Annotated in this window: 23 protein-coding genes; 10 read left to right on the forward strand and 13 right to left on the reverse strand. The window is 69.4% G+C overall.

Annotated features, from left to right (window positions below):
• Window positions 1-86 precede the first annotated feature (86 nt).
• Window positions 87-650: a hypothetical protein gene (locus tag AORI_RS74960; protein WP_043848367.1), complete on the forward strand. Its 564-nt coding sequence runs from the start codon at window positions 87-89 to the stop codon at window positions 648-650.
• Here the strand turns inward: AORI_RS74960 and AORI_RS74965 are convergent.
• Window positions 600-1,208 carry an alpha/beta hydrolase family protein gene (locus AORI_RS74965; RefSeq protein WP_016337071.1) on the reverse strand — a complete coding sequence of 203 codons (609 nt, stop codon included), beginning with the start codon at window positions 1,206-1,208 and terminating at the stop codon, window positions 600-602. The two genes, AORI_RS74960 and AORI_RS74965, sit on opposite strands and share 51 nt — an antisense overlap.
• Window positions 1,205-1,963, reverse strand: a complete 759-nt coding sequence (locus tag AORI_RS74970; RefSeq protein ID WP_016337072.1) for an SOS response-associated peptidase — start codon at window positions 1,961-1,963, stop codon at window positions 1,205-1,207. Before AORI_RS74970 ends, AORI_RS74965 begins: the two co-directional genes overlap by 4 nt.
• A gap of 101 nt (window positions 1,964-2,064) precedes the next feature.
• Between AORI_RS74970 and rsgA the strand changes: the two genes are divergently transcribed.
• The 6 genes from rsgA (at window position 2,065) to AORI_RS75000 (ending at window position 7,563) form a co-directional block, all read left to right on the forward strand.
• On the forward strand, window positions 2,065-3,075 hold the full coding sequence (gene rsgA / locus AORI_RS74975) for a ribosome small subunit-dependent GTPase A (protein ID WP_016337073.1): 1,011 nt from the start codon (window positions 2,065-2,067) through the stop codon (window positions 3,073-3,075).
• A gap of 60 nt (window positions 3,076-3,135) precedes the next feature.
• A complete protein-coding gene (locus AORI_RS74980; protein ID WP_016337074.1) occupies window positions 3,136-4,038 on the forward strand; it encodes an SCO4651 family lipoprotein in 903 nt (300 codons plus the stop codon).
• The gene (locus tag AORI_RS74985) at window positions 4,039-4,914 is read left to right on the forward strand and encodes an SCO4651 family lipoprotein (protein WP_016337075.1); all 876 of its coding nucleotides are present in this window, start codon (window positions 4,039-4,041) and stop codon (window positions 4,912-4,914) included.
• A gap of 158 nt (window positions 4,915-5,072) precedes the next feature.
• Window positions 5,073-5,753: an SCO4651 family lipoprotein gene (locus AORI_RS74990; RefSeq protein ID WP_016337076.1), complete on the forward strand. Its 681-nt coding sequence runs from the start codon at window positions 5,073-5,075 to the stop codon at window positions 5,751-5,753.
• 72 nt (window positions 5,754-5,825) lie between these two features.
• Window positions 5,826-6,620: an SCO4651 family lipoprotein gene (locus AORI_RS74995; protein ID WP_016337077.1), complete on the forward strand. Its 795-nt coding sequence runs from the start codon at window positions 5,826-5,828 to the stop codon at window positions 6,618-6,620.
• A 61-nt stretch (window positions 6,621-6,681) separates the two neighbouring features.
• Window positions 6,682-7,563 carry an NAD-dependent epimerase/dehydratase family protein gene (locus tag AORI_RS75000; protein ID WP_016337078.1) on the forward strand — a complete coding sequence of 294 codons (882 nt, stop codon included), beginning with the start codon at window positions 6,682-6,684 and terminating at the stop codon, window positions 7,561-7,563.
• A gap of 31 nt (window positions 7,564-7,594) precedes the next feature.
• Here AORI_RS75000 and AORI_RS75005 read toward each other — a convergent pair whose 3' ends face one another.
• Window positions 7,595-8,086 carry a DUF6912 family protein gene (locus tag AORI_RS75005; RefSeq protein ID WP_016337079.1) on the reverse strand — a complete coding sequence of 164 codons (492 nt, stop codon included), beginning with the start codon at window positions 8,084-8,086 and terminating at the stop codon, window positions 7,595-7,597.
• On the reverse strand, window positions 8,083-9,489 hold the full coding sequence (locus AORI_RS75010; protein WP_016337080.1) for a WS/DGAT/MGAT family O-acyltransferase: 1,407 nt from the start codon (window positions 9,487-9,489) through the stop codon (window positions 8,083-8,085). Before AORI_RS75010 ends, AORI_RS75005 begins: the two co-directional genes overlap by 4 nt.
• A 34-nt stretch (window positions 9,490-9,523) precedes the next feature.
• Between AORI_RS75010 and AORI_RS75015 the strand changes: the two genes are divergently transcribed.
• The gene (locus AORI_RS75015; RefSeq protein WP_043848368.1) at window positions 9,524-10,303 is read left to right on the forward strand and encodes a TrmH family RNA methyltransferase; all 780 of its coding nucleotides are present in this window, start codon (window positions 9,524-9,526) and stop codon (window positions 10,301-10,303) included.
• On the opposite strand, the gene AORI_RS75020 is transcribed toward AORI_RS75015, so the two are convergent.
• Window positions 10,278-10,682 carry an HAD family hydrolase gene (locus tag AORI_RS75020; RefSeq protein ID WP_016337082.1) on the reverse strand — a complete coding sequence of 135 codons (405 nt, stop codon included), beginning with the start codon at window positions 10,680-10,682 and terminating at the stop codon, window positions 10,278-10,280. The genes AORI_RS75015 and AORI_RS75020 overlap by 26 nt on opposite strands.
• Before the next feature lie 111 nt (window positions 10,683-10,793).
• Here AORI_RS75020 and AORI_RS75025 point away from each other — a divergent pair, with 111 nt between their 5' ends.
• A complete protein-coding gene (locus tag AORI_RS75025; protein WP_016337083.1) occupies window positions 10,794-11,297 on the forward strand; it encodes an Rv3235 family protein in 504 nt (167 codons plus the stop codon).
• 66 nt (window positions 11,298-11,363) lie between these two features.
• On the opposite strand, the gene secA is transcribed toward AORI_RS75025, so the two are convergent.
• From secA to AORI_RS75065, 8 genes are all read right to left on the reverse strand, one after another.
• A complete protein-coding gene (secA, locus tag AORI_RS75030) occupies window positions 11,364-14,195 on the reverse strand; it encodes a preprotein translocase subunit SecA (RefSeq protein WP_016337084.1) in 2,832 nt (943 codons plus the stop codon).
• A gap of 235 nt (window positions 14,196-14,430) precedes the next feature.
• Complete coding sequence (gene hpf, locus AORI_RS75035) at window positions 14,431-15,120, reverse strand: ribosome hibernation-promoting factor, HPF/YfiA family (protein ID WP_016337085.1); 690 nt, start codon at window positions 15,118-15,120, stop codon at window positions 14,431-14,433.
• Between the two features lie 552 nt (window positions 15,121-15,672).
• Window positions 15,673-16,311: a ComF family protein gene (locus AORI_RS75040; protein WP_016337086.1), complete on the reverse strand. Its 639-nt coding sequence runs from the start codon at window positions 16,309-16,311 to the stop codon at window positions 15,673-15,675.
• 374 nt (window positions 16,312-16,685) lie between these two features.
• Window positions 16,686-18,416 (reverse strand): LpqB family beta-propeller domain-containing protein, encoded by a 1,731-nt coding sequence (locus AORI_RS75045; protein ID WP_016337087.1) that lies wholly within the window; start codon window positions 18,414-18,416, stop codon window positions 16,686-16,688.
• Window positions 18,413-20,092: an MtrAB system histidine kinase MtrB gene (gene mtrB, locus AORI_RS75050; protein ID WP_016337088.1), complete on the reverse strand. Its 1,680-nt coding sequence runs from the start codon at window positions 20,090-20,092 to the stop codon at window positions 18,413-18,415. Before mtrB ends, AORI_RS75045 begins: the two co-directional genes overlap by 4 nt.
• Before the next feature lie 43 nt (window positions 20,093-20,135).
• The gene (gene mtrA, locus AORI_RS75055; protein WP_005150760.1) at window positions 20,136-20,813 is read right to left on the reverse strand and encodes an MtrAB system response regulator MtrA; all 678 of its coding nucleotides are present in this window, start codon (window positions 20,811-20,813) and stop codon (window positions 20,136-20,138) included.
• 111 nt (window positions 20,814-20,924) lie between these two features.
• Window positions 20,925-22,061 carry an NAD(P)/FAD-dependent oxidoreductase gene (locus AORI_RS75060; RefSeq protein WP_016337089.1) on the reverse strand — a complete coding sequence of 379 codons (1,137 nt, stop codon included), beginning with the start codon at window positions 22,059-22,061 and terminating at the stop codon, window positions 20,925-20,927.
• Entirely contained in the window at window positions 22,058-22,375 is a 318-nt protein-coding gene (locus AORI_RS75065; RefSeq protein ID WP_016337090.1) for a bifunctional 3-phenylpropionate/cinnamic acid dioxygenase ferredoxin subunit, read from the reverse strand. The genes AORI_RS75060 and AORI_RS75065 overlap by 4 nt, the downstream gene beginning before the upstream one ends.
• Before the next feature lie 152 nt (window positions 22,376-22,527).
• Here AORI_RS75065 and AORI_RS75070 point away from each other — a divergent pair, with 152 nt between their 5' ends.
• Window positions 22,528-23,313 (forward strand): IclR family transcriptional regulator, encoded by a 786-nt coding sequence (locus AORI_RS75070; protein WP_043848370.1) that lies wholly within the window; start codon window positions 22,528-22,530, stop codon window positions 23,311-23,313.
• Window positions 23,314-23,383 lie beyond the last annotated feature (70 nt).

A 23,383-nucleotide genomic window follows, 5' to 3' on the forward strand; every position in this document is an offset into this window, starting at 1 on the left:
TGGAGTCGGCCCGCGGCGGGAAGATCACCAGGCCGCGCTCGGGAATCGTCATCCGCAAGTGAAAGACGACTCCCGGGAGCGACGAAATGGCCAAGACCCTGCCCGACGTGCCGAAGTGGGCGAACCTCGCCGCCCACGCGACGCTGCTGGTGACCCTGCCCTCCGGGCTGTGGCGGATCGCGATGGGCCTCGGCCTCCCCGTGGGGTTCACCGCCCAAGGGCTCGACGAATTCGGCATCCCCGGCTGGGGCACGGCCTACGTCTTCGGTCTGAGCCTGCTCGCCGAAGCGCTCGCGTTCCTCACCCTAGGGCTGGTCCGGCCGTGGGGCGAGGTGTGGCCGCGCTGGATCCCGGGGCTGCGCGGCCGCCGGATCCCGCCGCTCGCCGCGATCCTCCCGGCGGCCGCGGGCGCGATCGCGCTGACCTTGCTGGGGATCCAGGGGCTGTTCGGCTGGGGAGAGGCCGGCTCTTCGATGTCGCCGGGCAGCTGGGAGGCGTCACCGGTCTACGGCGTCGTCATGGCGGCCTGTTACGCGCCGCTCCTGCTCTGGGGCCCGCTGCTGGCCGCGGTCACCGTGCACTACGCCCGGCGGCGGTTCTCAGGTGAGCGGCCGCAGCACACGCTGCAGCCACTCGGCGGCCGCGCGTGACACGCCTTCGAGGTCGGCGCTGAGGTTGTGATCCCCCTGGAGCACCACGATCTCGTGATGCGGCCCCGCCTTGGGCAGGCCGAACGGGTCACGTTCACCCTGCACCACCAGGGTCGGGACCTCGACGGCGTCCAATTCGGCTTGCCTGCTCTTCTCCGGCTTTCCCGGCGGATGCTCGGGGAAGGCCAGGCAAAGCACCGCCACCGCCTGCCCCGCCGCGGCGGTCCGGCAGGCGACGCGGGCCCCGGACGACCGGCCGCCGAACACGATCGGGAGGTCGTCGAAGCGTTCGGAGATCTCGTCGGCCACGGTGAGCCAGGCGGTGTCGAGCTGGGTGGCGGGGGCGGGCGCCCGGCGGCCCGCCACCCGGTACGGCTGCTCGACGAGCGCGACGTGGACACCGGCCGCCTGCGCCGCGCGGGTGACCGCGACCAGATCCTTCGCGCCGATCCCGCCGCCCGCGCCGTGGCCGAGCATCAGGACCGCGACCCCTTCCTCGGCACAGTGCAGCTCGGCCCGCGCGGGGCCGTAGGCGGTGTCGATCTCCAGCTTCGTCATGAGTTCGGCAGCTCGAAGAGCGCGCTGTCGGCGGCGGGTTCGACGCGGTCCACCAGCTGCGGGCCGTTGTTGCGGACGTTGTTGACCAGGCTGGACACCGGCCGCAGCTCGATCGTGTCGACCAGGTCCACCGGGGGCGGGACGAGCAGTTCGGTGACGTCGGGCCGGTCGGGGTCGAGCCAGGTGTCCCACTTCTCGCGCGGCATCAGCAGCGGCATGCGGTGGTGGATGTCGGTGAGCCTGCCGACCGAATCCGTGGTGATCACGGAGAAGGTGATCAGCGGATCGGCGTCCTTGTCGTCCTTCGGCCGCCAGGTCTCCCAGATCCCGGCGAACGCGAGCGATCCGTCACCTGGCCCGGTCATGAAGAAGGGCTGCTTCTCCTTGCCGTCACGCCGCCACTCGTACCAGCCGTCGGCGGGGACCAGGCAGCGCCTCGCCGAGACCGCCTTCTTGAACGACGGTTTCTCCTTGGCCGTCTCGGCGCGCGTGTTGATCATCTTCGAGCCGACGCCGGGGTCCTTCGCCCAGAACGGGACCAGGCCCCAGCGCATCATGCGCAGCGACCGGACGGCGGGCTCGTCTTCCAGCACCGCGCCGTCGGCGTCGCGCGGATGCCGCTGCACGACGGTGGGCACGTCCTTGGTCGGCGCCACGTTGTGATCGGTCCGGATCCGGCCCTCGGTCAGGTCCACCGCGGCGAACTCGTCGATCAGCGCCGCCGGGTCCTTGGTGGCGGCATAACGCCCGCACATGCGAAAACCTCCCTAATCGACAGCCATCGTTACACGCCGGCCAGACGATGGCGAGCAGCATGGGATCATTGTTCCGCGGTGTTCGAAGAGCAGGAGGCGGTTTGGCGGGCAAGGACTGGCGCAGGCTGGACGAATCCGACGTGCGGATCCGTCCCGGCAAGGGCACCAGGCCGCGCAGCAAACGCCGTCCCGAGCACGCGGACGCCTCCACGGCGATGGTCATCGGCAAGGACCGCGGCCGCTGGACCTGCGCGATCGACTCGGATCCGGACCGCGTCGTCACCGCCATGCGGGCCCGTGAGCTGGGCCGCGTCCCGGTCGTCGTCGGCGACACCGTCGGCATCGTCGGCGACGTGAGCGGCAAACCGGACACCCTCGCCCGCATCATCCGGGTGGACGAGCGCTCCAGTGTGCTGCGCCGGACCGCGGACGACACCGACCCCTTCGAACGAGTGGTGGTCGCGAACGCCGAGCAGCTGCTGATCGTGACCGCGCTGGCCGATCCCCCGCCGCGCACCGGTTTCATCGACCGCTGTCTCGTCGCCTGCTACGCGGGCGGTCTCGAACCGGTCCTCTGCCTGACGAAGGCCGACCTCGCCAGCCCCGACGAACTCCTCGCCGGCTACGCGGGCCTCGACATCCCGGCCGTGGTCACCCGGCACGACGAGCATCCGGAAGAACTGACCGGGCGGCTCAAGGGCCGGGTCACCGCGCTCGTGGGGCACTCCGGCGTCGGAAAGTCCACTTTGGTCAACCGGCTGGTGCCCGACGCGGGACTGGCGACCGGTGTGGTCAGCGCGGTCGGCAAGGGCAGGCACACGTCCGTCGCGGCGGTCGCGCTCCCGCTGCCCGGCGGCGGCTGGGTGGTCGACACCCCCGGCGTCCGCTCGTTCGGGCTGGCACATGTGACCGCCGACGACATCGTGCTCGCGTTCGAGGAATTCGCCGCGGCCGCCGAAGAGTGCCCTTCCGGCTGCGGTCACCTCGGACCGCCTTCGGACCCGGACTGCGCGCTCGACGACGTGGTCACCGATGGTGACGCTAGTCACGAACGATTGGACTCTTTACGCCGCCTTTTGGGTTCCCGAGCCGGACACGACGACGATCGGTAACTAATTTCGCTCCAGTGCGATACCCCGTTCGGATTAGATCAACTTCTCTGAGGGGTCCTCTTGAAGCGCGTAACCACACTCGCCGCCGTCACCACGGCCGCCGTCCTGGCGCTGTCCGCCTGCGGTGGCGAGAAGCAGTCCGGCGCGGCTGCTCCCGCTCCTGCTCCTTCCGAGCAGAAGAGCCTGCTCGCGTCGCCGCTCGGCGACCCGATCCAGCTCGCGGCGCTGACCCGCGAGAGCACCAAGAAGGCCAAGTCGTCCAAGGTGACGATGGAAAGCGTCGCCGGCACCCAGAAGCAGACCGCGACCGGGCAGGGCATGTACGACGGAGAGAACACCAAGTTCTCGATGTCCATGGACAGCGACGGCAAGAAGCTGGAAGTCCTCTTCGTCGACAGCGCGCTGTACTTCAAGCTCGACGCCTCCGACAAGGCCGAGATGAAGACGGACAAGTCGTACGTGAAGATCTCCGCCGACGGCCAGGACCCCATCTCGCAGATGCTCGGCAAGATGATGTCGAAGGCCATCAAGGACAGTGACCCGTCGCGCACCCTCGAGCAGGTCTCGAAAGCGGGCAAGATCACGAAGTCGGACCAGGTCGAGCTGAACGGTGAGCTCACCAACCACTACGTCGTCGAGATCGAGGTCGAGAAGGCCATCGCCCTCATCGCGGGCGAGGTGGGCGTCCCGTTCCCGGCGGATGTCCAGAAGCAGCTCGACGCGAAGCTCAAGGGCAAGAACGTCACCATCCCCACCGAGCTGTGGCTCAACGCCGAGCAGCTGCCGGTGCAGGTCGTCTCGGACCAGACCGCGTTCATGAAGGCCATGGGCGTCCCCGGTGACGGCGTCGCCAAGACCACGGTCAAGTACACCGACTGGGGCAGCCCGGTGGAGGTCACCGCCCCGCCCGCCGACCAGGTCGGCGACCTGGCCGAGATCATGAAGAAGGCCGGCGGCCGGTAGATGCGTGCCACCCACAAGGTGATCGCGGTGGCCGCGGCCCTGACCCTCGTGGTCACGGGCTGCGGCACCCGCCCGGCCACCACGGCCGAGAACAAGGGCGGCGAGCTCGCGCTGGCCACCCCGTTCACCGACGCGTCCGGCCTCGTCGAGGCCGCGAAGCAGGGGACGCGGAAGACCAAGTCCTCCAAGACGACCATCGACGCCGTCACCAAAGACGCCAAGGTCACGGGCACCCTGCTGGCGTACTACGACGGTCCGGCCTCGAAGATCGAGGCGAACATGACCATCGCGGGCGAAGCAGGCATCCTGCGTCTGGTCGACCAGACGCTGTACCTCAAGCTGCCCCCGGCGGAACAGGCCGAACTCAAGACGGACAAGGCCTGGGGAAAGCTCGACCTGAACAGCACGGATCCCCGGGCGAAGGCCATGGGGAAGGCCTTGCTGCGGTCGTTCGAGATGGGCGATCCGGCGAAACAGCTGGAGCTGGTCGAAAAGGCCGGTCGCATCGTCCGTTCCGAGCAGACCCAGCTGAACGGCGTCCCGGTGAACCACTACTTCGTCGAGTACGACGTCAAGAAACAGATCGAGTTGTTCCTCGGCGACGACGTCCCCGCCGACCAGCGGGCGGAGGTCGAGAAGCGGCTCGAAGGCAGGGATCTGCGGATTCCGGCAGAGCTGTGGATCAACGCCGAGCAGCTTCCGTTGAAGATGACCATGGACATGACCTCGTTCATGAAGTCGGCGGGAGGGCCGCAGACCGGCGAGGTGAAGTCGACCTACACCTACAGCGACTGGGGCACGCCGGTGAATGTCACCGCGCCGCCGGCCGCCGAGGTGTCCGACTACACCGAATTGCTGAAGAAGGCGGGCAACTGAAGAAGGCGGGCAACTAGCCCCGCTTTGCGCGTGAAGGCCCCCTTCCCTCGGCTGAGCGAGGGAAGGGGGCCTTCACGCGTACCCCGACATTCGGACGGTGGAAATTCACGCGAATGGCACTACGGTGGTGGTACAGACCATTCACCCGAGGGAGTCCCATGCGTGCCACCGGATTCGCCGTCGTCTGTACCGCTCTCCTGCTCCTGACCGGCTGTTCCGGCGAAGAGAAACCGGCCGCGCAACCGGTGAACGACGCGGCGCAGCTGGCCACGGTCGCCGCCGCGGGCACGCAGAAGGCCCGATCGTCCAAGATCTCGCTCGAAACCACCACTGAGGACGGCCGCAAGGTCGTGGTCACCAGTTCCGGGCTCTACGAGGGGCCGAACAGCAAGTTCTCCATGGTCGCCGAGGTCGCGGGCGAGAAACGGGACCTGATCTTCGCCGACGGCGTCCTCTACTACCACCTCTCGGACACCCAGGTCCAGGAACTCAAGACCGGCAAGGAATGGGTCAAGATCACCGCCGACGGCAAGGACTCGCTCTCCGCCGCCAACGGCGCGCTGATGGCGAACGTCGTCGAGACGATGGATCCGACCCGCACGATCGAGCGGATCTCGAAGTCGGGCAAGGTCACCAAATCCGAGCAGGGCGATGTGAACGGCACGGCCGCCACGCGGTATGTCCTCGACCTCGGTGGCGCGCCCGCCGAGCTGTGGCTGGACGCCGAGCAGCGTCCGGTGCAGGTCAGCATGGGCAAGGCCACGGTCAAATACGACAGCTGGGCTTCGGACGTGGTGATCATCGCGCCGCCGCCCGAGGCCGTCGGCGACAGCCGCTGAGCCGTTCCCCCGATCGGGGCGCGGTCCGCTGCTGTGTTTCGCTTGGGTGCCCGCGATCGAAAGCAGGTCCTCATGCGAAGAACGGCCCTGTCCACCGTCGTGCTCGTACTCGGTGCGCTGCTCGGCGCCTGTGACAGCGACGCCGTCTCGTTCGCCGACGCCCGTGCGCTCGCCGACGGCGCGACGTCCGCCATGGACGGCAAGGCCGCGAAGTTCACGACCGACGTCACGGCGGGCACGATGCGGTCCAAGAGCCAGGGGCAGGCCAAGGTCGCGGCGGCGGGAACCGCGCTGGCCATGACCACGGACTTCCTCGGCGAGCCGATCGAACTCCGGCTGGTCGGCAAGACCGTCTTCGCCAAGGTCCCCGAGACCGCCCGCGAAGACGTTCCCGGCGGGAAGCCCTGGGTCAAGGTCTCCCCCGACGGCGCCGACCCGTTCTCGCAGGTCGCCGGGGGCAGCATCGACCAGCTGGCGAAGCAGAACGACCCCGGCCGCGCCCTCGACCAGGTGCGGAAAGCGGGCACGCTGACCGGATCCGGGCACGCCGAACTCGACGGGGTGTCCGCCGAGCACTACCGGCTGGACGTCGACCTGGCCGCCCTGGGCGGCGACCTGCCCGCCGGTTTGTCGGCCGAGGCCGTCACCGAGCTGCGGGGCAAGGTCGGGAAGCTCCCCATGGAGGTCTGGCTCGACGACGCGCGCCTGCCGCTGCAGATCGTGCTCGACCTCGCCCCCGTCCTCGCCGCTTCGGGCGCCCCGGACAGCGCGACCGCCAAGATCGTCACGCGCTACCGCGAATGGGGCACGCAGGCCGACATCCAAGCGCCTCCGCCGGAGGAGATCGGGGAGATCCCGGCGGGCTGATCCGTCACGTTCCGCTCACCTGTCTCGTCGGGCTCGTGAAGGCCGGGCAGGAGGAGCGAACATGCGCGTGATGGTGATCGGGGCGACCGGGATACTCGGACGTCCGCTGGTGCGGCGGCTGCTGGCCGAAGGCCACGAGGTGAGCGGTCTGGCGCGCGACGCGGACCGGGTCGCCGCGGTGCGCGCGACCGGCGCGGAACCGGTGCGGGGTTCGCTGTTCGACGTCGATTCGCTGGCGGGCGCGCTGCGCGGGCACGACGCGGTGGTGAACGTCGCGACCCGGATCCCGGACGCGCGACGGGCGATGAAGCTGTCCGGCTGGGCCGAGAACGACCGCGTGCGGATCACCGGCAGCCGGACCCTGGCGGACGCCGTGCGGCGGGTCGGCGAGCTGAAAACCGTGGTACAGGAAGGGATTTCGTTCGTCTACGCCGACGGCGGTGACGAGGAACTGGACGAGGACGCGCCTCTCGCGCTTCGCGGCAACATCGCGTCTTCGACGGTGGCGCACGCGAACATCGCGGAGCTGGCGGACGAGGGCCGCACCGCGATCCGGCTGCGGATCGGGCTGCTGGTCGGCGACGACCCGATGACCAGGACGATGCTTGCGGCCGCGCGGCGCGGTTCACCGCTGATCTTCGGCCGCCGGACCGACTGGACCGCGGCGATCCATCCGGACGACGCGGCGGCGGGCGCGATCGCGGCGCTGCGGGCGCCGAGCGGCGTCTACAACCTGGCCGCGGATCCGGTGCGGAAGCAGGAACTCGGCGAGGCGATGGCCACCGCGGCCGGGGTCCGGCGGCCGCGCGCGCTGCCGAAGTGGCCGGCGAACCGGTTCGGGCTGATGTCGGTGCTGGCGCGCTCGCAGCGGGTGGTCTCGACCCGGCTCACCGAGGCGACCGGCTGGCGCCCCGAACGCCCGACCCCCTCCTCGTGGTTCTGACGCGTTTCGTCCTCTGAATGCGGACGAGGGGTTAGAGGAGTTCCAGCAGGAAAGGGAGCTCTTGGGGCGCGTACCAGGCGAGTTCGTGGTCTTCGGCGTCGCCGAGGGTGAACTCGGCGTCCGGATCGCCGAGGTCGGCCTGGTCGATCACCGCGGCGGCGGCCTGCACGGACTCGGCGGCTTCGGCCGCGTCGACGTGGATCGCGGCGACGTCGGCGATCTTCACCGGCCCGGCCAGCCGGACGACGGCGGCGTCGAGATCCGGGCGCAGCGTGACCTCGTCGATGTCGGCCGAGATCACCACCCGCCGCGGCTCGGGCTTCTCCTCGGCCGCGATCAGCCGAAGCGACGCCCTGGCGGCGTCGAGCAGCGCGGCGTACTCGAGTTCTTCGTCGGATCCGCTGGCGTAGGACTCCCGCAGCGCCGGGGTCAGCGCGAATCCCGTGCCGCTGCGCGCCCGGAGCTCTCCGGCGGTTTCGAGCTCACGGAGCATCGCGATCGTCGCGGGTAGATAGACCCTCACCAGTGCGCACCCTTCAGCTCTTCCAACGATTCCTCGATCATCCCGGCGAGCAGGTCCACATCGGACACGGCCTTGCGGTCGCCGTTCAGTCCGAAGTAGACACCGCCGTGATACGAGGTGACCCCGATCGCCAGCGCCTGATTGCGCACCAGCGGCATGACCGGGAACATCTCCACCATCTTCGCCTGTCCCGCGTAGAGCGGCACCTGCGGGCCCGGCGAGTTCGTGATCAGCACGTTGAAAATGCGCCCCGACATCGACCCGGCCACCCGCGCGCCGAGCGAATGCAGCGTCGGCGGGGCGAAACCGCCGACCGTCAGCAGCCCGCGCGCGGCGACCGAACGGCCCGAGTCGAGGTGGTCCGCCATCGCGTGACCGATGTGCTGCAGCCGCAGGACCGCGTTCGGCTCCCCGACCGGGAGATCGACGAGATACGCGTCGACCTGGTTCCCGACCAGCGCCGGCGTCGAGTACTCGGCCGTCTCGGCGTCGCGGACGGCCATCGGCACCAGCGCGCGCACGGTGGTCGTCGCGGTCAGAGCCGAGCCGCGGGAGAGCAGCCATTCCCGCAGCGCGCCGGTGAGCACCGCGAGCACGACGTCGTTGACCGTGCCGCCGTGCGCGGCGCGGACCTTGCGGAAATCCTCCAGCCGCGTGCGGACCCCGGCGAACATGCGGCCGCCGGAGGTGCGGACGTTGAGCGGCCCGGACGGCGCCGGATGCACCATCGTCTTCAGTGCCGACGCGACGTCTCCGACCGTTTCGGTGACCTTGCCCGCCATCGCGGTGGCGTCGTGGGTGAGGGAGCGGACGTTCTCCACCAGCTCCGTCGGCCGCTGCACGGTCTCGGCGACCGCGTCGAGGACCAGCTGCGTGCGGCTCGGTTCCCGGCGCGGATGCCAGGTGTCGTCGAACGGTTCCGGCTCCTGCGGGGCGGCGTCGAGGATCAGCTGCCCGATCTCGATGGTGCCGATCCCGTCCACGACCGATTGATGCGTCTTGGTCACCAGCGCGATGCGGTCGCCCGCGAGCCCCTCGACGAAGTACGCCTCCCAGAGCGGCCTTCCCGGGTCGAGCCGCCGCGACATCAGCCGCGCCACGAGATCGAACAGCTGGCCGTCGGAGCCCGGCTGCGGCAGCGCGGACCGCCGGACGTGGTAGTTGAGGTCGAAGTCGACGTCGTCGACCCACACCGGCCGGGCGAGGTGACCGGGCACCTCCAGCACCCGCTGCCGGTAGCGCGGCAGGAACGCCAGGCGCTGCCCGATCAGGTCCAGCAGCCGCTCGTGGGTGAAGCCCTCGCGCGGTCGCTCGAAGATCGCCACGCCGCCGACGTGCATCGGGGTCGAGTGGTCTTCCACGTACAGGAACGAGGCGTCCAGCGCGGAGAGGCGGTCGGGCATGGGCCGATCCTTACATAGTGGGACACTCGCCGGTGTGGGTGATGAGTCGGTGATCTCGCCGAAGGACCGGTTCCTGACGGTGTACGGCCGCAAACCGGTGCTCGAGGCATTGGACGACGCGGCGCTCGAGGTGGACAAGGTGATCCTCGCCGACACCGTGCGCGGGCCGAACGCCGCCGAGATCCAGCGTGCCGCGAAAGCCGCCGGGGTGCCGGTGCAGCGGGCGAGCGCGCATCGCGTCAAGGTGCTGGCCGGCAACGGCAAGCAGGACCAGGGCGTGCTGGCCGACGTCGTCGCCCCTCGTATGCGGTCGCTGCACGCGGCCCTGTCCGACGGCAGGCCGCCGTCGCGGGTGCTGCTGCTCGACGGCATCACCACCCCGGCGAACGTCGGGATGATCCTGCGCACGGCGACCGCCGCCGGGCTGGACGGGGTCGTGGTGCCGCGGCGCGGGGTCGCCGCCCTCGACCCGATGGTGGTCAAGGCTTCGGCCGGGGTCGCGTTCCGCGCGCCGGTGCTGCGGTGCGGCAGCGCGCGCGAAGCCGCCGAAATACTCACCGAAGCCGGCTACGGGATCTACGCGCTGGGCGCTTCGGCCCGCAGCTCGGTGTTCGACGTCGAGCTGCCGCAGCGCGCGGCGTTCGTACTGGGCGGGGAGACGAACGGCGTCGGCGCCGAGGTCGGCGAGCTGGTGACGGAATGGGTGTCGATCCCGATGCCCGGCGAAGTCGAGTCGCTGAACGTCTCGGCCGCCGCCGCGGTGCTGTCGTTCGAGCTGGTGCGCCGGGCTAAGGCTGCGGGAACAACGCGCTGAGCTCGGTCAACGTCTCCTCGACCGACGTGTGGTGCACTCCCGCCATCCCCGCCGCCACGGCCGCGCGGACGTGGTGCGCGGCGTCGTCGACGAACACGCACCGGTCGGCGGGCAGGTCGAGCAGGCCCGCGGTGAGCAGGTAGACCTCGCGGTCCGGTTTGGCCACGCCGACCTCACCGGAGAAGACGAGCGCGTCGAAGAACGGGCCGAGTGACCGCTTGGCCTCGTGCGACGCGCCGGGGGCGTTGGAGAGCAAAGCCGTTTTGATGCCGCGCTCCCTGGCCGAGAGCAGGAAGGCGTACAGCTCGTCCGCGCCCACGTCCGTGAGCACCCCGGCGTAGTCGACGACCAGCCCTTTCAGCACCGGCTCACCGTACACAAGCGATCACCGCCCGGTTCATCCTCTCGGGCGGTCCTTGTCGCGATTCCGCCCACCGGCTGCCCCTTAGTTGCTGGGCGTGGCCGAGGGGGCCGCGGAGGGGGCTGCTTGATGAAGTCGTACGTACTGAGACGGCTCGAACCGTACGAACCGCCGTACCGGGTCGCCGACCGGCCCGACGGCCTGATGCACCGGGCGGCGGCGCCGGACAACCAGCTCGTGCTGGATCTGCCGCTGTCCGGGGAAAGCGTCGTGGAGGAACCGCGGCCGGCGCCGGACACCCCGGACGGCAGGCAGATCGGCAGGCTGCTGACCACCATCCTCGAAGCCTGCGACGGCCGCCGTCCGCCGGTCCAGGTACGGCCGATCCTCGACCCGGCGCTCCATCACGCGCTGCTCGAAAGCGGCCGTCGCCGTCCGGCGGGCGGCTACCGGCCGAAGTCGGTGCACCTGGGACATCCGGCGGACGGCGTCGTCGAGGCCTGCGCGACGGTCGAGCAGAACGGGCGCTGCCTCGCCTTGGCCGCCCGCTTCGAGCGGACACCGTCGGGCTGGGTGTGCACCCGCTTCCACCTGCTGAAGCCCGCGCGACGGGTCTCCGCACTCGCGGCCTGATACGCGTGAAGGCCCCCTTCCCTCGGCTGAGCCGAGGGAAGGGGGCCTTCACGCGCTTTGAGCTTTTTAGCGGCGCGGGCCCTTCTTGCCCTTCTTCTGGGAGGCGCGCTGCGCGGCACGACGCTCCCGGCGGGTCCCGCTCTGGTCGCCACCGGCACTGCCGGCACTGTCCGAATGCGACTCGACGCCGCCGTCCTCGGACGGGCCCGACATGGTCAGCCCGGACTGCGAACCACCGCCGAGTCCCTTGCCCCGCAAGGCGGACGGCACGGACTTGGTGTCGGTCGCCGGCCCCTGCGGAGGCGTCGGGCGGGCGTGCCTGCCGTCGCCGTTCGCGGCCTGGCCGTTCCCGGACCCGACCCCGGCGGGCAGCGCGGACGCCGACTCCGGCGCCGGGGTGGTGGGCTCGGCCTGCTCGACCTGGAGGTTGAACAGGAAGCCGACGGCCTCCTCCTTCAGCGACTCCAGCATCGCGCGGAACATGTCGTAGCCCTCGCGCTGGTACTCGATGACCGGGTCGCGCTGCGCCAGGGCACGCATGCCGATGCCCTCCTTGAGATAGTCCATCTCGTAGAGGTGCTCACGCCACTTGCGGTCGAGCACGGTGAGCATCACCTGACGCTCCAGGCTCCGCATCGCGCCTTCGCCGACCTTGCCGTCTATCTCGGCTTCGCGCTCGTCGTACGCGCGGTGGGCGTCTTCGAGCAGCGCCTCACGCAGCCTGTCGGCGTCGAGGTCGTCGTCCTCGGTGAGCTCTTCCCAGGTGACCTTGACCGGGTACAGCTGCTTCAGCGCCGTCCACAGCTTCTCGTGGTCCCAGTCCTCGGCGTAGCCGGTGGAGGTCTCCTCCGTGACGTACGCGTTGATGACGTCGACCAGCATGTGCTCGATCTGCTCGCGCAGATCCTCGCCTTCGAGGACGCGCAGCCGCTCGGCGTAGATCACCTTGCGCTGCTCGTTCATGACCTCGTCGTACTTGAGGACGTTCTTGCGGATCTCCATGTTCTGCTGCTCGACCTGCGTCTGAGCGCTCTTGATCGCCTTGGAGACCATCTTGTGCTCGATCGGCACGTCGTCCGGCAGCCGCATGGTGGTCATGACCCGCTCGACCATCGTCGCGTTGAAGCGGCGCATGAGCTCGTCACCGAGCGAAAGGTAGAACCGGGACTCGCCCGGGTCGCCCTGACGGCCGGAACGACCGCGGAGCTGGTTGTCGATCCGGCGCGACTCGTGCCGCTCGGTGCCGAGCACGTACAGCCCGCCCGCCTCGCGGACCTCCTCGGCCTCGGCCTTCGTGTCGGCCTGGACCTCTTCGAGCACCTTCGGCCAGGCGGCCTCGTACTCCTCGGAGTGCTCCACCGGGTCGAGACCGCGGTCGCGCAGCACCTCGTCGGCGATGATGTCCGGGTTGCCGCCGAGCACGATGTCGGTACCGCGGCCCGCCATGTTGGTGGCGACCGTGACCGCGCCCTTGCGCCCGGCGCGGGCGACGATCAGGGCCTCCCGGTCGTGGTGCTTGGCGTTGAGGACCTCGTGCGGGACACCCAGCTTGAGCAGCAGCTTCGACAGGTGCTCGGACTTCTCGACACTCGTGGTGCCGACCAGTACCGGCTGGCCCTTCTCGTGCCGCTCGGCGATGTCCTCGGCGACGGCCTCGAACTTGGCCTGCTCGGTCTTGTAGATCAGGTCGGCCTGGTCGGCGCGGACCATCGGCTTGTTCGTCGGGATCGGCACCACACCCAGCTTGTAGGTCTGGTGGAACTCGGCCGCCTCGGTCTCGGCGGTACCGGTCATGCCCGACAGCTTGTCGTAGAGCCGGAAGTAGTTCTGCAGCGTGATCGTGGCGAGCGTCTGGTTCTCGGCCTTGATCTCGACGCCTTCCTTGGCCTCGATCGCCTGGTGCATGCCCTCGTTGTAGCGGCGACCGTGCAGGATGCGGCCGGTGAACTCGTCGACGATGAGGACTTCGCCGTCACGGACGATGTAGTCCTTGTCGCGCTTGTAGAGCTCCTTGACCTTCAGCGCGTTGTTCAGGTAGCCGACCAGCGGCGTGTTCGCGGCCTCGTAGAGGTTGTCGATGCCGAGCTGGTCCTCGACGAACGCGACACCCTTCTCGGTGACACCGACGGTGCGCTTGCGGATGTCGACCTCGTAGTGGATGTCCGGCTTCATCAGCGGGGTCATCCGCGCGAACTCGATGTACCAGCGCGAGGACTGGTCGGCCGGGCCCGAGATGATCAGCGGCGTGCGGGCCTCGTCGATGAGGATGGAGTCCACCTCGTCGACGATCGCGAAGTTGTGGCCGCGCTGCACGCAGTCTTCGAGGCTCCACGCCATGTTGTCGCGGAGGTAGTCGAAGCCGAACTCGTTGTTCGTGCCGTGCGTGATGTCGGCGGCGTACTGCTGACGGCGGACCTCGGGCGTCTGGTCGGCCAGGATGACCCCGACCTCGAGGCCGAGGAAGCGGTGGATGCGGCCCATCCACTCGGCGTCACGTTTGGCGAGGTAGTCGTTCACCGTGATGACGTGCACGCCCTTGCCGGAGATGGCGTTCAGGTACGCGGGGAGGACCTGGGTCAGGGTCTTGCCCTCACCGGTCTTCATCTCCGAGACCTGGCCGAGGTGCAGCGCGGCGCCACCCATCAGCTGGACGTCGTAGGGGCGCTGGCCGAGCACGCGCCAAGCCGCTTCCCTCGCCACCGCGAACGCCTCCGGCAGGAGGTCGTCGAGTGACTCGCCGTCCGCGTGCCGCTTACGGAACTCCTCGGTCTTGGCCCGCAGCGCGGTGTCCGAAAGTTCCTTGACGTCGTCTTCGAGGGTGTTGATGTGATCGGCGATGTTGCGCAGCCGCTTCACCATTTTGCCCTCGCCCGCGCGGAGCAGGCGGTTCAGCACCATCCGGTCGACCTCACTAGCTGATTGTGATCGCACCCGAGCCGGTCCCGGGCAATCTCGTCCGCGGTGGCGCCTGGTAACGCACCACCGTCCGCCCCCATCGTAGGGAACACCTCGGTGTTCGCGCACGCACCGTCTGTCGGTACCTGACGGAATGGGGTGCGTCCCCGCCTGATCCGGACATGACGGCGGCCCGCACGGGACGCGTGCGGGCCGCCGTCAGGGCAGTAGTGGCCGGCTAGCTCAGCCGGATGACGCCGTAGTCGAAGCCTCGCCTCCGGTAGACGACGCTCGGGCACCCGGCGTCGGAGTCGTTGAACAGGTAGAAGTCGTGACCGACCAGTTCCATCTCGTAGAGAGCCTGGTCGACCGTCATGGGCTCCGCGTCATGCTTCTTCTCGCGGACGACGCGACCGGGCTGGTGTTCTGTCACCCCGTCATCCCAGCGCTGCTGCTGGGGCATCTCGAAGTCACCGCTCTCGACAGCGAAACCGTTGGCCATGGGTTCGGCCTCCGGCGCTTCGAGCACAGCGGTACCCGCCACATGTCGGGTGTCGGTGATCATTCCACCGGCGGCCGCCATCGAAGTCGCCTCGGCGACGGATTCCGGGCGGCTGCGGCCGTAGTGCACGCGCCGGCGGTCGTGTGTCTTCCGCAACCTGTTCTCGAGCTTGTTCAGTGCGGAATCCAGCGCTGCGTAGAAGTCGCCTGCACACGCTTCGGCGCGTACGGCGGGGCCACGGCCCTTACCGGTGATTTCGACGCGCTGGCAGTTCTTCGACTGCCGGCGATTGGGCTCGTGGAAGAGCTCCACGTCGTAACGGATGACCTTCTTGTCGTAGCGCTCTAGCCGGGCCAGCTTTTCGCTGACGAGTGCCCGATAGTGGTCGGGCACCTCCACGTTGCGGCCCTTAACGACGATGTCCATACACGACCTCCCTCGCTGAAATGACTGCGAGCTGTAGATGTGTTCACTAGGGCGCCGGTAATGCGGGGACGAAGCCCGGATCGCGGGCGGTGAGGGAACTCGGCATACGGCCACGACGTCTCGTGTCGGATGTCCGAGCGCGGACTCAGCGCGGCTCCGGCGCCAGGGACATGGGCTGGTCACCTCCCTGCCTGCCGGGATTGCTGATAGCGCTGCACGTTAGCTGCATCACGCCGCGAGCAACAGCCCCCGAGCCGGGGGATATCAGGACGTGAGACCTCGTCACCGCACGCGACGAAGACACTGTGGCCAGCGGGACAATCCGGCTTGTCGGGCGTCGTCCCTGTGATTTGTTTTCACGCGGACGGCGCAAGCCTTCGGACAGGAAATTGCGGAGGGTGCCTAGGGCGCCGCCCCCGAGGGAATCCGCCGCCACCCCGGTGGAGTGGCGGGCCGTCGGAGTGTTCCCCAGAAGGTCCCTCATATCCCGTCAACGCCCATGTACCCATTCTCGTTCCCGATCATTCATCACTCTTGTAGGTGACCTCCCGATCACCCGGCGGCGGCCAGCGCTACCACCGCGGAAACGTGAATTCCGCTTATGTCCAAAAAACGCGTACAAGCGGCGGCGGTCGCTCCGGTTGTGATCACGTCGTCAAGAAGGACGACCTTCTCCCGGCGAGCTCCGGCGACCAGGCGAAGGCGGCCGTCGAGGTTCGCCGACCGCTGGGCGCGGGTGAGTCCCACCGCGTCACGGACGCCGGCCCCGAGCCTGAGTACGGGCGCGACGGTCGCCGGATTTCCCTTGTCCGCCAGCGCTTTCACACATTCCTCGGCGATGCGCCGGACGTGCGGTCCACCTCGGACACGCGAGGCGGACCGTCGCGAAGGGACCGGGACGAGGCACGGTTCCGGCTCCGGCTCGGGCAGGTGGACGAGGGCTTCGGCGACGGCCCGGCCGAAGGACGGGGCGAGATCGCGGCGGCCGCGTTCCTTGTAGGCGAGGATCAGGCGACGGGCGTCGTCGGCGTAGGGGGCCAGGGCGTAGACGGGCACGAGACCGGCCGTCGGGCCGCGGATGATCTCGCTGAGCGAACCCCAAGCGGTCTGACAGGTCGCGCAACAGGGCGCGCCCGGTGCTCCGCAGGAGGCGCAGCGGGCGGGGATGAGGAGATCCAGGAATTTGGACATGGGGCGAGTGTCGGCCGGGTCTCCGACAGTTCCGGAGGCCGCCGGGGCGTGACTGGTCCGCTTTGGACACTTTGCGGCGTCAGGGGGCCGGTGTTGAAAAAGTCAATCGAGGAGAAGGGCGCTTCGGGGCTTCGCGGCTCCTTCGCGCGCGGGCCCCGGTCCGTGAAGGCCTCCTTCCCTACCCTCAAGGTAGTGAAGGAGGCCTTCACGGACTTTCCGCTTCGCTAGCGCCGCTAGGAAGGCTAGCGGTACTAAAGGTCCCTTGCTCCCCTTTGCGATGCCGGGCGCATCCCCTCCCGAGCCCCAAGTACATGAAGGCCCCCTTCCTGTACCTAGGCGCAAGGAAGGGGGCCTTTATGTACTTCGGCGAAACTTCAGCCCGGGTAGAAGGGGTCCGCGTTGGTGACGGTGTGCGCCTGCGGCCGCCAGACCTCGCCCAGTTCGGAGGCGACCCACAGCCCGCCCGCGTCCGCGACCAGGTTCTGCCTGCTCGGCGCCGCGGTGACGCCGTGCACCGGCGGGGTCAGGTTCGAGCCGCTGAAGGGATCCATCCGTTGCCCGTCCAGCGGCACCTTGACCACCGGCAGCGAGGTCGACGACGTCGCGGCGATCAGGTGGTCCTGGGTCGCCCAGTCGACGTCGACGACGTCCTTGAGGTCGCGTTCCTGCAGTTTCCGCGGCGCCCGCAGGGCCACCGAGTCCGCCGTCCGGACGATGGAGGCGACCACCAGCTGCCCGTTGACCACCGCGGCCAGCCGGGACCCGTCGCGCGAGAGGCGCAGTTCGGTGATCTGCCCCAGCCCGGTGAGCATGGTCGCGTCGACGCCGGCCTTCACCCAGCGGCCGTCCGCGGCCAGGGTGACCCTGGCGACGGTGTTGTGGTCGACCACCGTCCAGACCTCACCGGAGACCCCGCCGCCACCACGGGCGACGGGACGCCAGGTCGGGCGGCTCAGGCTGCCGCCGAACAGGTCCACCGAAGCGAGGTCGTGCCCCAGATCGCCGACCCGGAGCCACTGCCTGCCGTCGCGTTCTTCGACCACCGCGAGCCGTTTGCCGTCGACGGACTGCGCGGCGCTGACGACCTTGTACCCGCCGTTGCCCGCGGGCCCGCCGACCGGCTGCCCGTCACCGAGCGACCGGACCCGGCCGTTGACGGTCATCAGTCCCAGCAGTTCCGAGTTCGGCGCGATGTCCACGTTGTAGTTGGGCAGCTCGCTGGAGCGCCAGTATTCGTGTTCCGGCACCAGCGCGGTGCCGTCGGCCAGCAGCCGGACCCGGCTCAGCGTCACCGTCTGCAGCGACAGGACGATCTGCGCGGCGATCAGGTTCCGGTCCACGAGGCTGGCCCCGCCGACGCCGGTCAGGTTGATGTCCAGTGTCCCGTCGTCCGTGCTGCGCACGTTGCTTTCGATGGTGACCTGGCCGCCGAGCAGATCCTTGACCGCGCCCTTCAGCCCCTCCGACGGGCCCTGCAGCACCAGGTCCATCACCCGGCCGGGCAATCCGGCCTGCGGTTTCGCCGCGACGTAGCGCAGGTCGGGAACGAAGGCGCCGGAGTCCGGCGAGTAGAAGCTGATCGGCACCCGGAAGTAGTTGAGCGCGAAATCCTCGTCGGTGACGGCGAGTTCCTGCGGCGGGTCCACGATCCGCCACTGGCCGTTCGGCTGTTTCCGCAGCTTGAACTGCTGCGAGTACTCCGCCTTCACCGGCAGGAACGCGCTGTCGGGGCTGAGCGTGCCGAGTTTGAACCCGCGGACGTTCACCACCTGCTCGTCCGGGTTCCCCGAAGACGACGAAGTGTCGTAAACGGTGCCGAAGGTGTCGTCGATGATCGTCAGCCCGGGCGACGGCTTCCAGTTGCGCCGGGCGTCGTCGTCGAGGTAGACCCGCGCGGCGGCACTCGCCGTACCCGGGGCCGCCGAGTTGCGGATGAACTGGCGGGTGACGGTCAGCGGGTCGATCCCGGCCGCCGGTTCGGGGACGTCCGCGGGCGCCTGCCCTGGCTTGTCCCCGGAGACGACGACGGGCTGGGATTCGAGCGGGATGTTCGCGCAGCCTGCGACCAGCAGGAACACCGCGAGCAGGGACAGCAGCCGTTTCACCGGCCGACCTCCTCGGGCTCGGCGAGGATCGCGTCGGGCGCGGGCCGGACTTCGAGCAGTCCGGACGACCCGTGCGTGTCGGTCGCCTTGTGATCGGGCGGGGGCAGGACCAGCGGGCTCTCCCCCATCGGCGTGTCCTGCCGCCGCGGCAGCACGAGCCGGAAGCAGGCACCGTGACCGGTCTCGCCCCAGGCGTCGAGCACACCGCCGTGCAATCGGGCGTCCTCCTGGCTGATCGCGAGGCCGAGGCCGGTGCCACCGGTCCGGCGGTTACGGGACGGGTCGGCGCGCCAGAACCGGTTGAACACCAGCTCCGCCTCGCCGGGCCGGAGCCCGACCCCGCGGTCCCGCACGGTGATGGCGACCGCGGTCTCGTTGACCGCCAGCGTCAGCACCACCGGGTTCCCCTCGCTGTGGTCCACCGCGTTCGCCAGCAGGTTGCGCAGGATCCGCTCGACGCGGCGCGCGTCGACCTCGGCGGGCGCCTCCTCGTCCGGCAGGACCAGTTCGACCGAGCTTCCCGCGTTGCCCGCGATCACCCGGACCTGCTCGACGGCCCTGGTCGCGATCGGCCGGACGTCGATCAGCTCGGCCGAGAGCTCCTCGACACCGGCGTCCAGCCTGCTGATCTCCAGCAGGTCGCCGAGCAGTGCCTCGAACCGGTCGAGCTCGTCGACCAGCAGTTCGGTGGAGCGGGCGAGCCCGGCCGGGAACTGCTCGCGCGACGCGTGCAGCACGTCGGCCGCCATCCGGACGGTGGTCAGCGGGGTGCGCAGTTCGTGCGAGACGTCGGAGGTGAACCGGCGCTGCAAGCCGCCGAACTCCTCCAGCTGGCGGATCTGCCGCTGGATGCTCGCGGCCATCTCGTTGTAGGACACGGCGAGTTTGGCCAGATCGTCCTCGCCGAGCACGGCGAGCCGCTGGTCGAGGTCCCCGCCCGCGAACTGTTCGGCCGCCGCGGCGGCCTGCCGGACCGGCCGGACCACCTGCCTGGTGACCAGGTTCGTGATCCCGGCCAGCAGGAGCAGCAGGACGAGCCCGCCGACGAGCAGCGTGTTCTGCACCGTCGAGACGGTGTTCTGCTCACTGGTGAGCGGGTACAGCAGGTAGAGCTGGAGCGGGTTGATCATCGTGCTCACCGGCGCGCCGACGATCAGATACGTCGTCTTGCCGCCGTCGGCCTCGGTGACCGTGTGGGTCAGGTAGCTGAGCTGTTCGGTCTCGACGAACTGACGCAGCCGCACCGGCACCCGGTCGTAGGGACCGGCGGCCACCGGTTTGCTGGACTGGTCGCGCCCGCCCGCGGCCAGCACCGGTTCGAAGGTGCCCGCCGTCGATCCCGCGCCGTCCTGCGACGACGTCGTGCTGGAGATCTTCTTCAGCGCGTTGTTCATCCGCGCGGTGAGCGCGTCCGGGCTCTCGGTGCCGACGCCGATCAGCTCGCCGGCCGCGGTCTCGACGACCGCCCTGGTCTGGGCGATCGCCGCGTTCTGCTTGGTCTCGACCAGCCGGTCGGTGATCTGGTTCTGCAGCACCATGCCCAGCACGAACACCACGGCCGACGACAGCGCCAGGGTGGACACGGTGACCCGGAACTGCAGCGAATACCGCCACAGCTCGTTGAACGCCACGACCTTGCGGCGCACGAAAACCACGATGCGCCGGAACTGGCGCATCGTGGTCTGGGCAAGCCTTCGCAAGCGTCCGCTCATGGGGTGATCACGGCGGGCCGGCCTTGTACCCGACGCCGCGGACGGTCAACACCACCTCGGGGTGCTCCGGGTCCTTCTCCACCTTCGACCGCAGCCGCTGGACGTGCACGTTCACCAGCCGGGTGTCGGCGGCGTGGCGGTAGCCCCACACCTGCTCGAGGAGCACCTCGCGGGTGAACACCTGACGCGGCTTGCGGGCGAGCGCGACCAGGAGGTCGAACTCGAGCGGGGTCAGCGGGATGGCCTTGCCCTCCCGCGTCACCTCGTGGCCGGGGACGTCGATCGCGAGGTCGCCGATCGTCAGCGACTCGGCGGGCTCGGCCTCGGTGCGGCGCATCCTGGCGCGGACGCGGGCCACGAGCTCCTTCGGTTTGAAGGGCTTGACCACGTAGTCGTCGGCCCCCGACTCGAGCCCGAGGACGATGTCCACGGTGTCGCTCTTGGCGGTGAGCATCACGATCGGCACGCCGGATTCGGCCCGGATCGCCTTGCAGACGTCGATGCCGTTCATGCCGGGCAGCATGAGGTCGAGGAGGACCAGGTCCGGTTTCAGCTCACGAAGCGCGGGCAGCGCCCGTGAGCCGTCGGCCACGACGGCTGTGTCGAACCCCTCCCCACGCAGCACGATGGTGAGCATCTCCGCGAGAGCAGGGTCGTCGTCGACGACCAGAACACGTGCCTTCATAAACCTATGTTCGCACTAGTTTCCCCGCGCGGGCGCGCGACCCGGCGATGTGACCACCAGAAAGATCATCGAATCGGGCAAATTGCTCCATCCGAGTAGGGTCTTCTGCCCCTAGAGAGCACGTCGGAGCCTGGTGAACGGCCGCGGGGAGTCGATCGCGAAGACACCGGTCAGCACATCACCGCGGTGATAGGTCGCGACGAAGCACTTCGAAGCCACGTCGCCTTCGACGATCCGCACGTCTTCCGTGGCCACTCCGGCGAATTGGAGCCGCCGTCCGTACTGATCGGACCAAAAGTAACCGTGTCGTGCGAAATGCGTGACGGTCGAACCGGCGAGCAGGTTCGCGACCGCGACGCCCGGCTGTTCCCCGGCCGCCGTCCAATGCTCGGCGCGGACCCGGACACCGCGCAGCGGGCAGCGGTACCGCGCGACGTCACCCACCGCGATCACTCGGGGATTCGCTGTGACACAGCCGGAATCGACCAGCACCCCGCCGTCGACGGCGAGCCCGGAGCCGGTCAGCCATTCCGTGGCCGGCCGCGCGCCCACCCCGGCGACGACGAGATCGGCGCGGAGTTCGCGGCCGTCGGCGAGCCGCACACCGGTGACACGGCCGGTCCCGGAGAACCCGGCGACGGGGACGCCCGTGATCAGCCGGACGTCGTTCTCCGCGTGCAGTTCCCCGCACACCGCGCCCATTCGCGCGCCGAGGACGGGGGCGAGCGGCACGGGCATCGCCTCGACCACGCTCACTTCGTGGCCGAGCAGACGGCACGCGGACGCGACCTCCGCGCCGATGAATCCCGCACCGATGACGACGACCGAGGAAGGTCCCGCCGCGAGAGCACGCTTCAGACCGACCGCGTCTTCGAGCGTCCGCAAGGTGTGTACGCCGGCCAGATTCCTTGCCGCGTCAAGGGTTCTGGCCACCGCTCCGGTCGCGATGACGTAGCCGTCGGCGGCGATCGTGGTGCCGTCGGCGAGAGCCACGCCTTCGCGGCCCAGCTTTTCGGCGCGGACGCCGAGGTGCCATTCGGCGGCCAGCGCGTCGAGGCCGTCCTGCCCGGCGAGCGCGATGTCGTCGGCGGAAACCTTGCCCAGCAAGAAATCCTTCGACAACGGCGGCCGGTCGTACGGCGGTTCGGCGCCGATCATCACCAGCCGTCCGTCGAAGCCCTTGGCGCGCAATTCCTGTGCCGCGCGGAACCCCGCCAAGGACGTGCCGACGACGGCGACGGTTCTCAAGCGACGTCCTGCCGCACCTCGGTGTCCACGTAGATCACCCCGTCGGCGACCACGACCGGGTACGTGCGCACGGCGTTCATGGCGGGCAGGCAGTCCGGCGCTCCGGTGCGCAGATCGAACCTCGCGGCGTGCAGCGGGCATTCGACGAAACAGCCTTCGATCCAGCCGTCGGCGAGCGACGCGTCCTGATGGCTGCAGGTGTCGTCGAGCGCGTAGTACGCGCCCTCGGAATGGAAGACGGAGACGGGCACTGGGCCCGCCAGGCGGACGGCTTCGCCTTCGGGCAGTTCGGAGACGGAGCAGGCACGGATCATCGGGGCCTCCGGGGAAAGGGCCGACGCTTGTTGATGTTGCGTATTACGAGACGGGACGTGCTCTGCGCAACAATCACCCCCGAGGGGCCGATGCGTCAAGGGATTCGCCCACTCAGCCGAGCGGATCCGGGCGAAACGGCTACTGTTGCGTCATGCGGAACCAGGACGCGGGGAACGCAACGCCCAGTCAGGTGCAGTCCGTCGACCGCGCGATCAGCGTGCTGGAACTGCTGGCGCGCAACGGGGAAACGGGGATCACCGAGATCGCGGGCGAGCTCGGCGTGCACAAGTCGACGGCCTCGCGCCTGCTGAGTGTCCTGGAGAACCGCGGCCTCGTCGAGCAGCTCGGCGAACGCGGCAAATACGCGATCGGCTTCGGCGTCGTCCGGCTCGCCGGCGCCGCCACCGGCCGGATGGACCTGGCGAAACTGGGCAGGCAGACCTGCCAGGGCCTGGCGGAGACGCTCGGCGAGACGGTCAACATCGCGATCGCCGACGACGGCGTCGCGATCAACGTCAGCCAGGCCCGCGGCTCGGCCGCGATCACCACGCAGAACTGGACCGGGCAGCGCACCCCGCTGCACGCGACGTCCAGCGGGAAGGTGCTGCTCGCGTACATGGGCGACGTCGAGCGCAAACGCTTGCTCCGGCGGAAGCTCGAACAGTTCACGCCGCGGACCACGGTCGATCCGGACGAGCTGGCCGCCGAGCTGGAGCGGGTCGCCGAGGACGGGTACGCGGCCTGTTTCGAGGAGCTGGAGCTGGGTATGCACGCGGTCGCGGTGCCGGTGCACGGTCCCGGCGGCGACGTCGTCGCGGCGATGAGCGCTTCGGGCCCTTCGTACCGGCTTTCGAAGCAGCGGGTGCGGCAGATCGTGCGGCCGCTGACCGAGGCGTCGGCGGATCTTTCGGCGCAGCTGGGGTACTTCGCGGAGTGAAGAGGCCGACCTCTTCGGGCTCTTGACAGCGCGTCCACCCGTGCCGCACTTTGTTGCTTAAGACGGAACA

Source organism: Amycolatopsis keratiniphila (genome assembly GCF_000400635.2).
GTDB classification, from domain to species: domain Bacteria; phylum Actinomycetota; class Actinomycetes; order Mycobacteriales; family Pseudonocardiaceae; genus Amycolatopsis; species Amycolatopsis keratiniphila.

Bases quoted from the DNA above. Each gene is read 5' to 3' on its own strand.
- AORI_RS74960 (WP_043848367.1), top strand. From the start codon at position 87: ATGGCCAAGACCCTGCCCGACGTGCCGAAGTGGGCGAACCTCGCCGCC.
- AORI_RS74965 (WP_016337071.1), bottom strand. From the start codon at position 1,208: ATGACGAAGCTGGAGATCGACACCGCCTACGGCCCCGCGCGGGCCGAG.
- AORI_RS74970 (WP_016337072.1), bottom strand. From the start codon at position 1,963: ATGTGCGGGCGTTATGCCGCCACCAAGGACCCGGCGGCGCTGATCGAC.
- AORI_RS74985 (WP_016337075.1), top strand. From the start codon at position 4,039: ATGCGTGCCACCCACAAGGTGATCGCGGTGGCCGCGGCCCTGACCCTC.
- AORI_RS74990 (WP_016337076.1), top strand. From the start codon at position 5,073: ATGCGTGCCACCGGATTCGCCGTCGTCTGTACCGCTCTCCTGCTCCTG.
- AORI_RS74995 (WP_016337077.1), top strand. From the start codon at position 5,826: ATGCGAAGAACGGCCCTGTCCACCGTCGTGCTCGTACTCGGTGCGCTG.
- AORI_RS75000 (WP_016337078.1), top strand. From the start codon at position 6,682: ATGCGCGTGATGGTGATCGGGGCGACCGGGATACTCGGACGTCCGCTG.
- AORI_RS75010 (WP_016337080.1), bottom strand. From the start codon at position 9,489: ATGCCCGACCGCCTCTCCGCGCTGGACGCCTCGTTCCTGTACGTGGAA.
- AORI_RS75025 (WP_016337083.1), top strand. From the start codon at position 10,794: ATGAAGTCGTACGTACTGAGACGGCTCGAACCGTACGAACCGCCGTAC.
- secA (WP_016337084.1), bottom strand. From the start codon at position 14,195: ATGGTGCTGAACCGCCTGCTCCGCGCGGGCGAGGGCAAAATGGTGAAG.
- hpf (WP_016337085.1), bottom strand. From the start codon at position 15,120: ATGGACATCGTCGTTAAGGGCCGCAACGTGGAGGTGCCCGACCACTAT.
- AORI_RS75040 (WP_016337086.1), bottom strand. From the start codon at position 16,311: ATGTCCAAATTCCTGGATCTCCTCATCCCCGCCCGCTGCGCCTCCTGC.
- mtrB (WP_016337088.1), bottom strand. From the start codon at position 20,092: ATGCGCCAGTTCCGGCGCATCGTGGTTTTCGTGCGCCGCAAGGTCGTG.
- mtrA (WP_005150760.1), bottom strand. From the start codon at position 20,813: ATGAAGGCACGTGTTCTGGTCGTCGACGACGACCCTGCTCTCGCGGAG.
- AORI_RS75065 (WP_016337090.1), bottom strand. From the start codon at position 22,375: ATGATCCGTGCCTGCTCCGTCTCCGAACTGCCCGAAGGCGAAGCCGTC.
- AORI_RS75070 (WP_043848370.1), top strand. From the start codon at position 22,528: ATGCGGAACCAGGACGCGGGGAACGCAACGCCCAGTCAGGTGCAGTCC.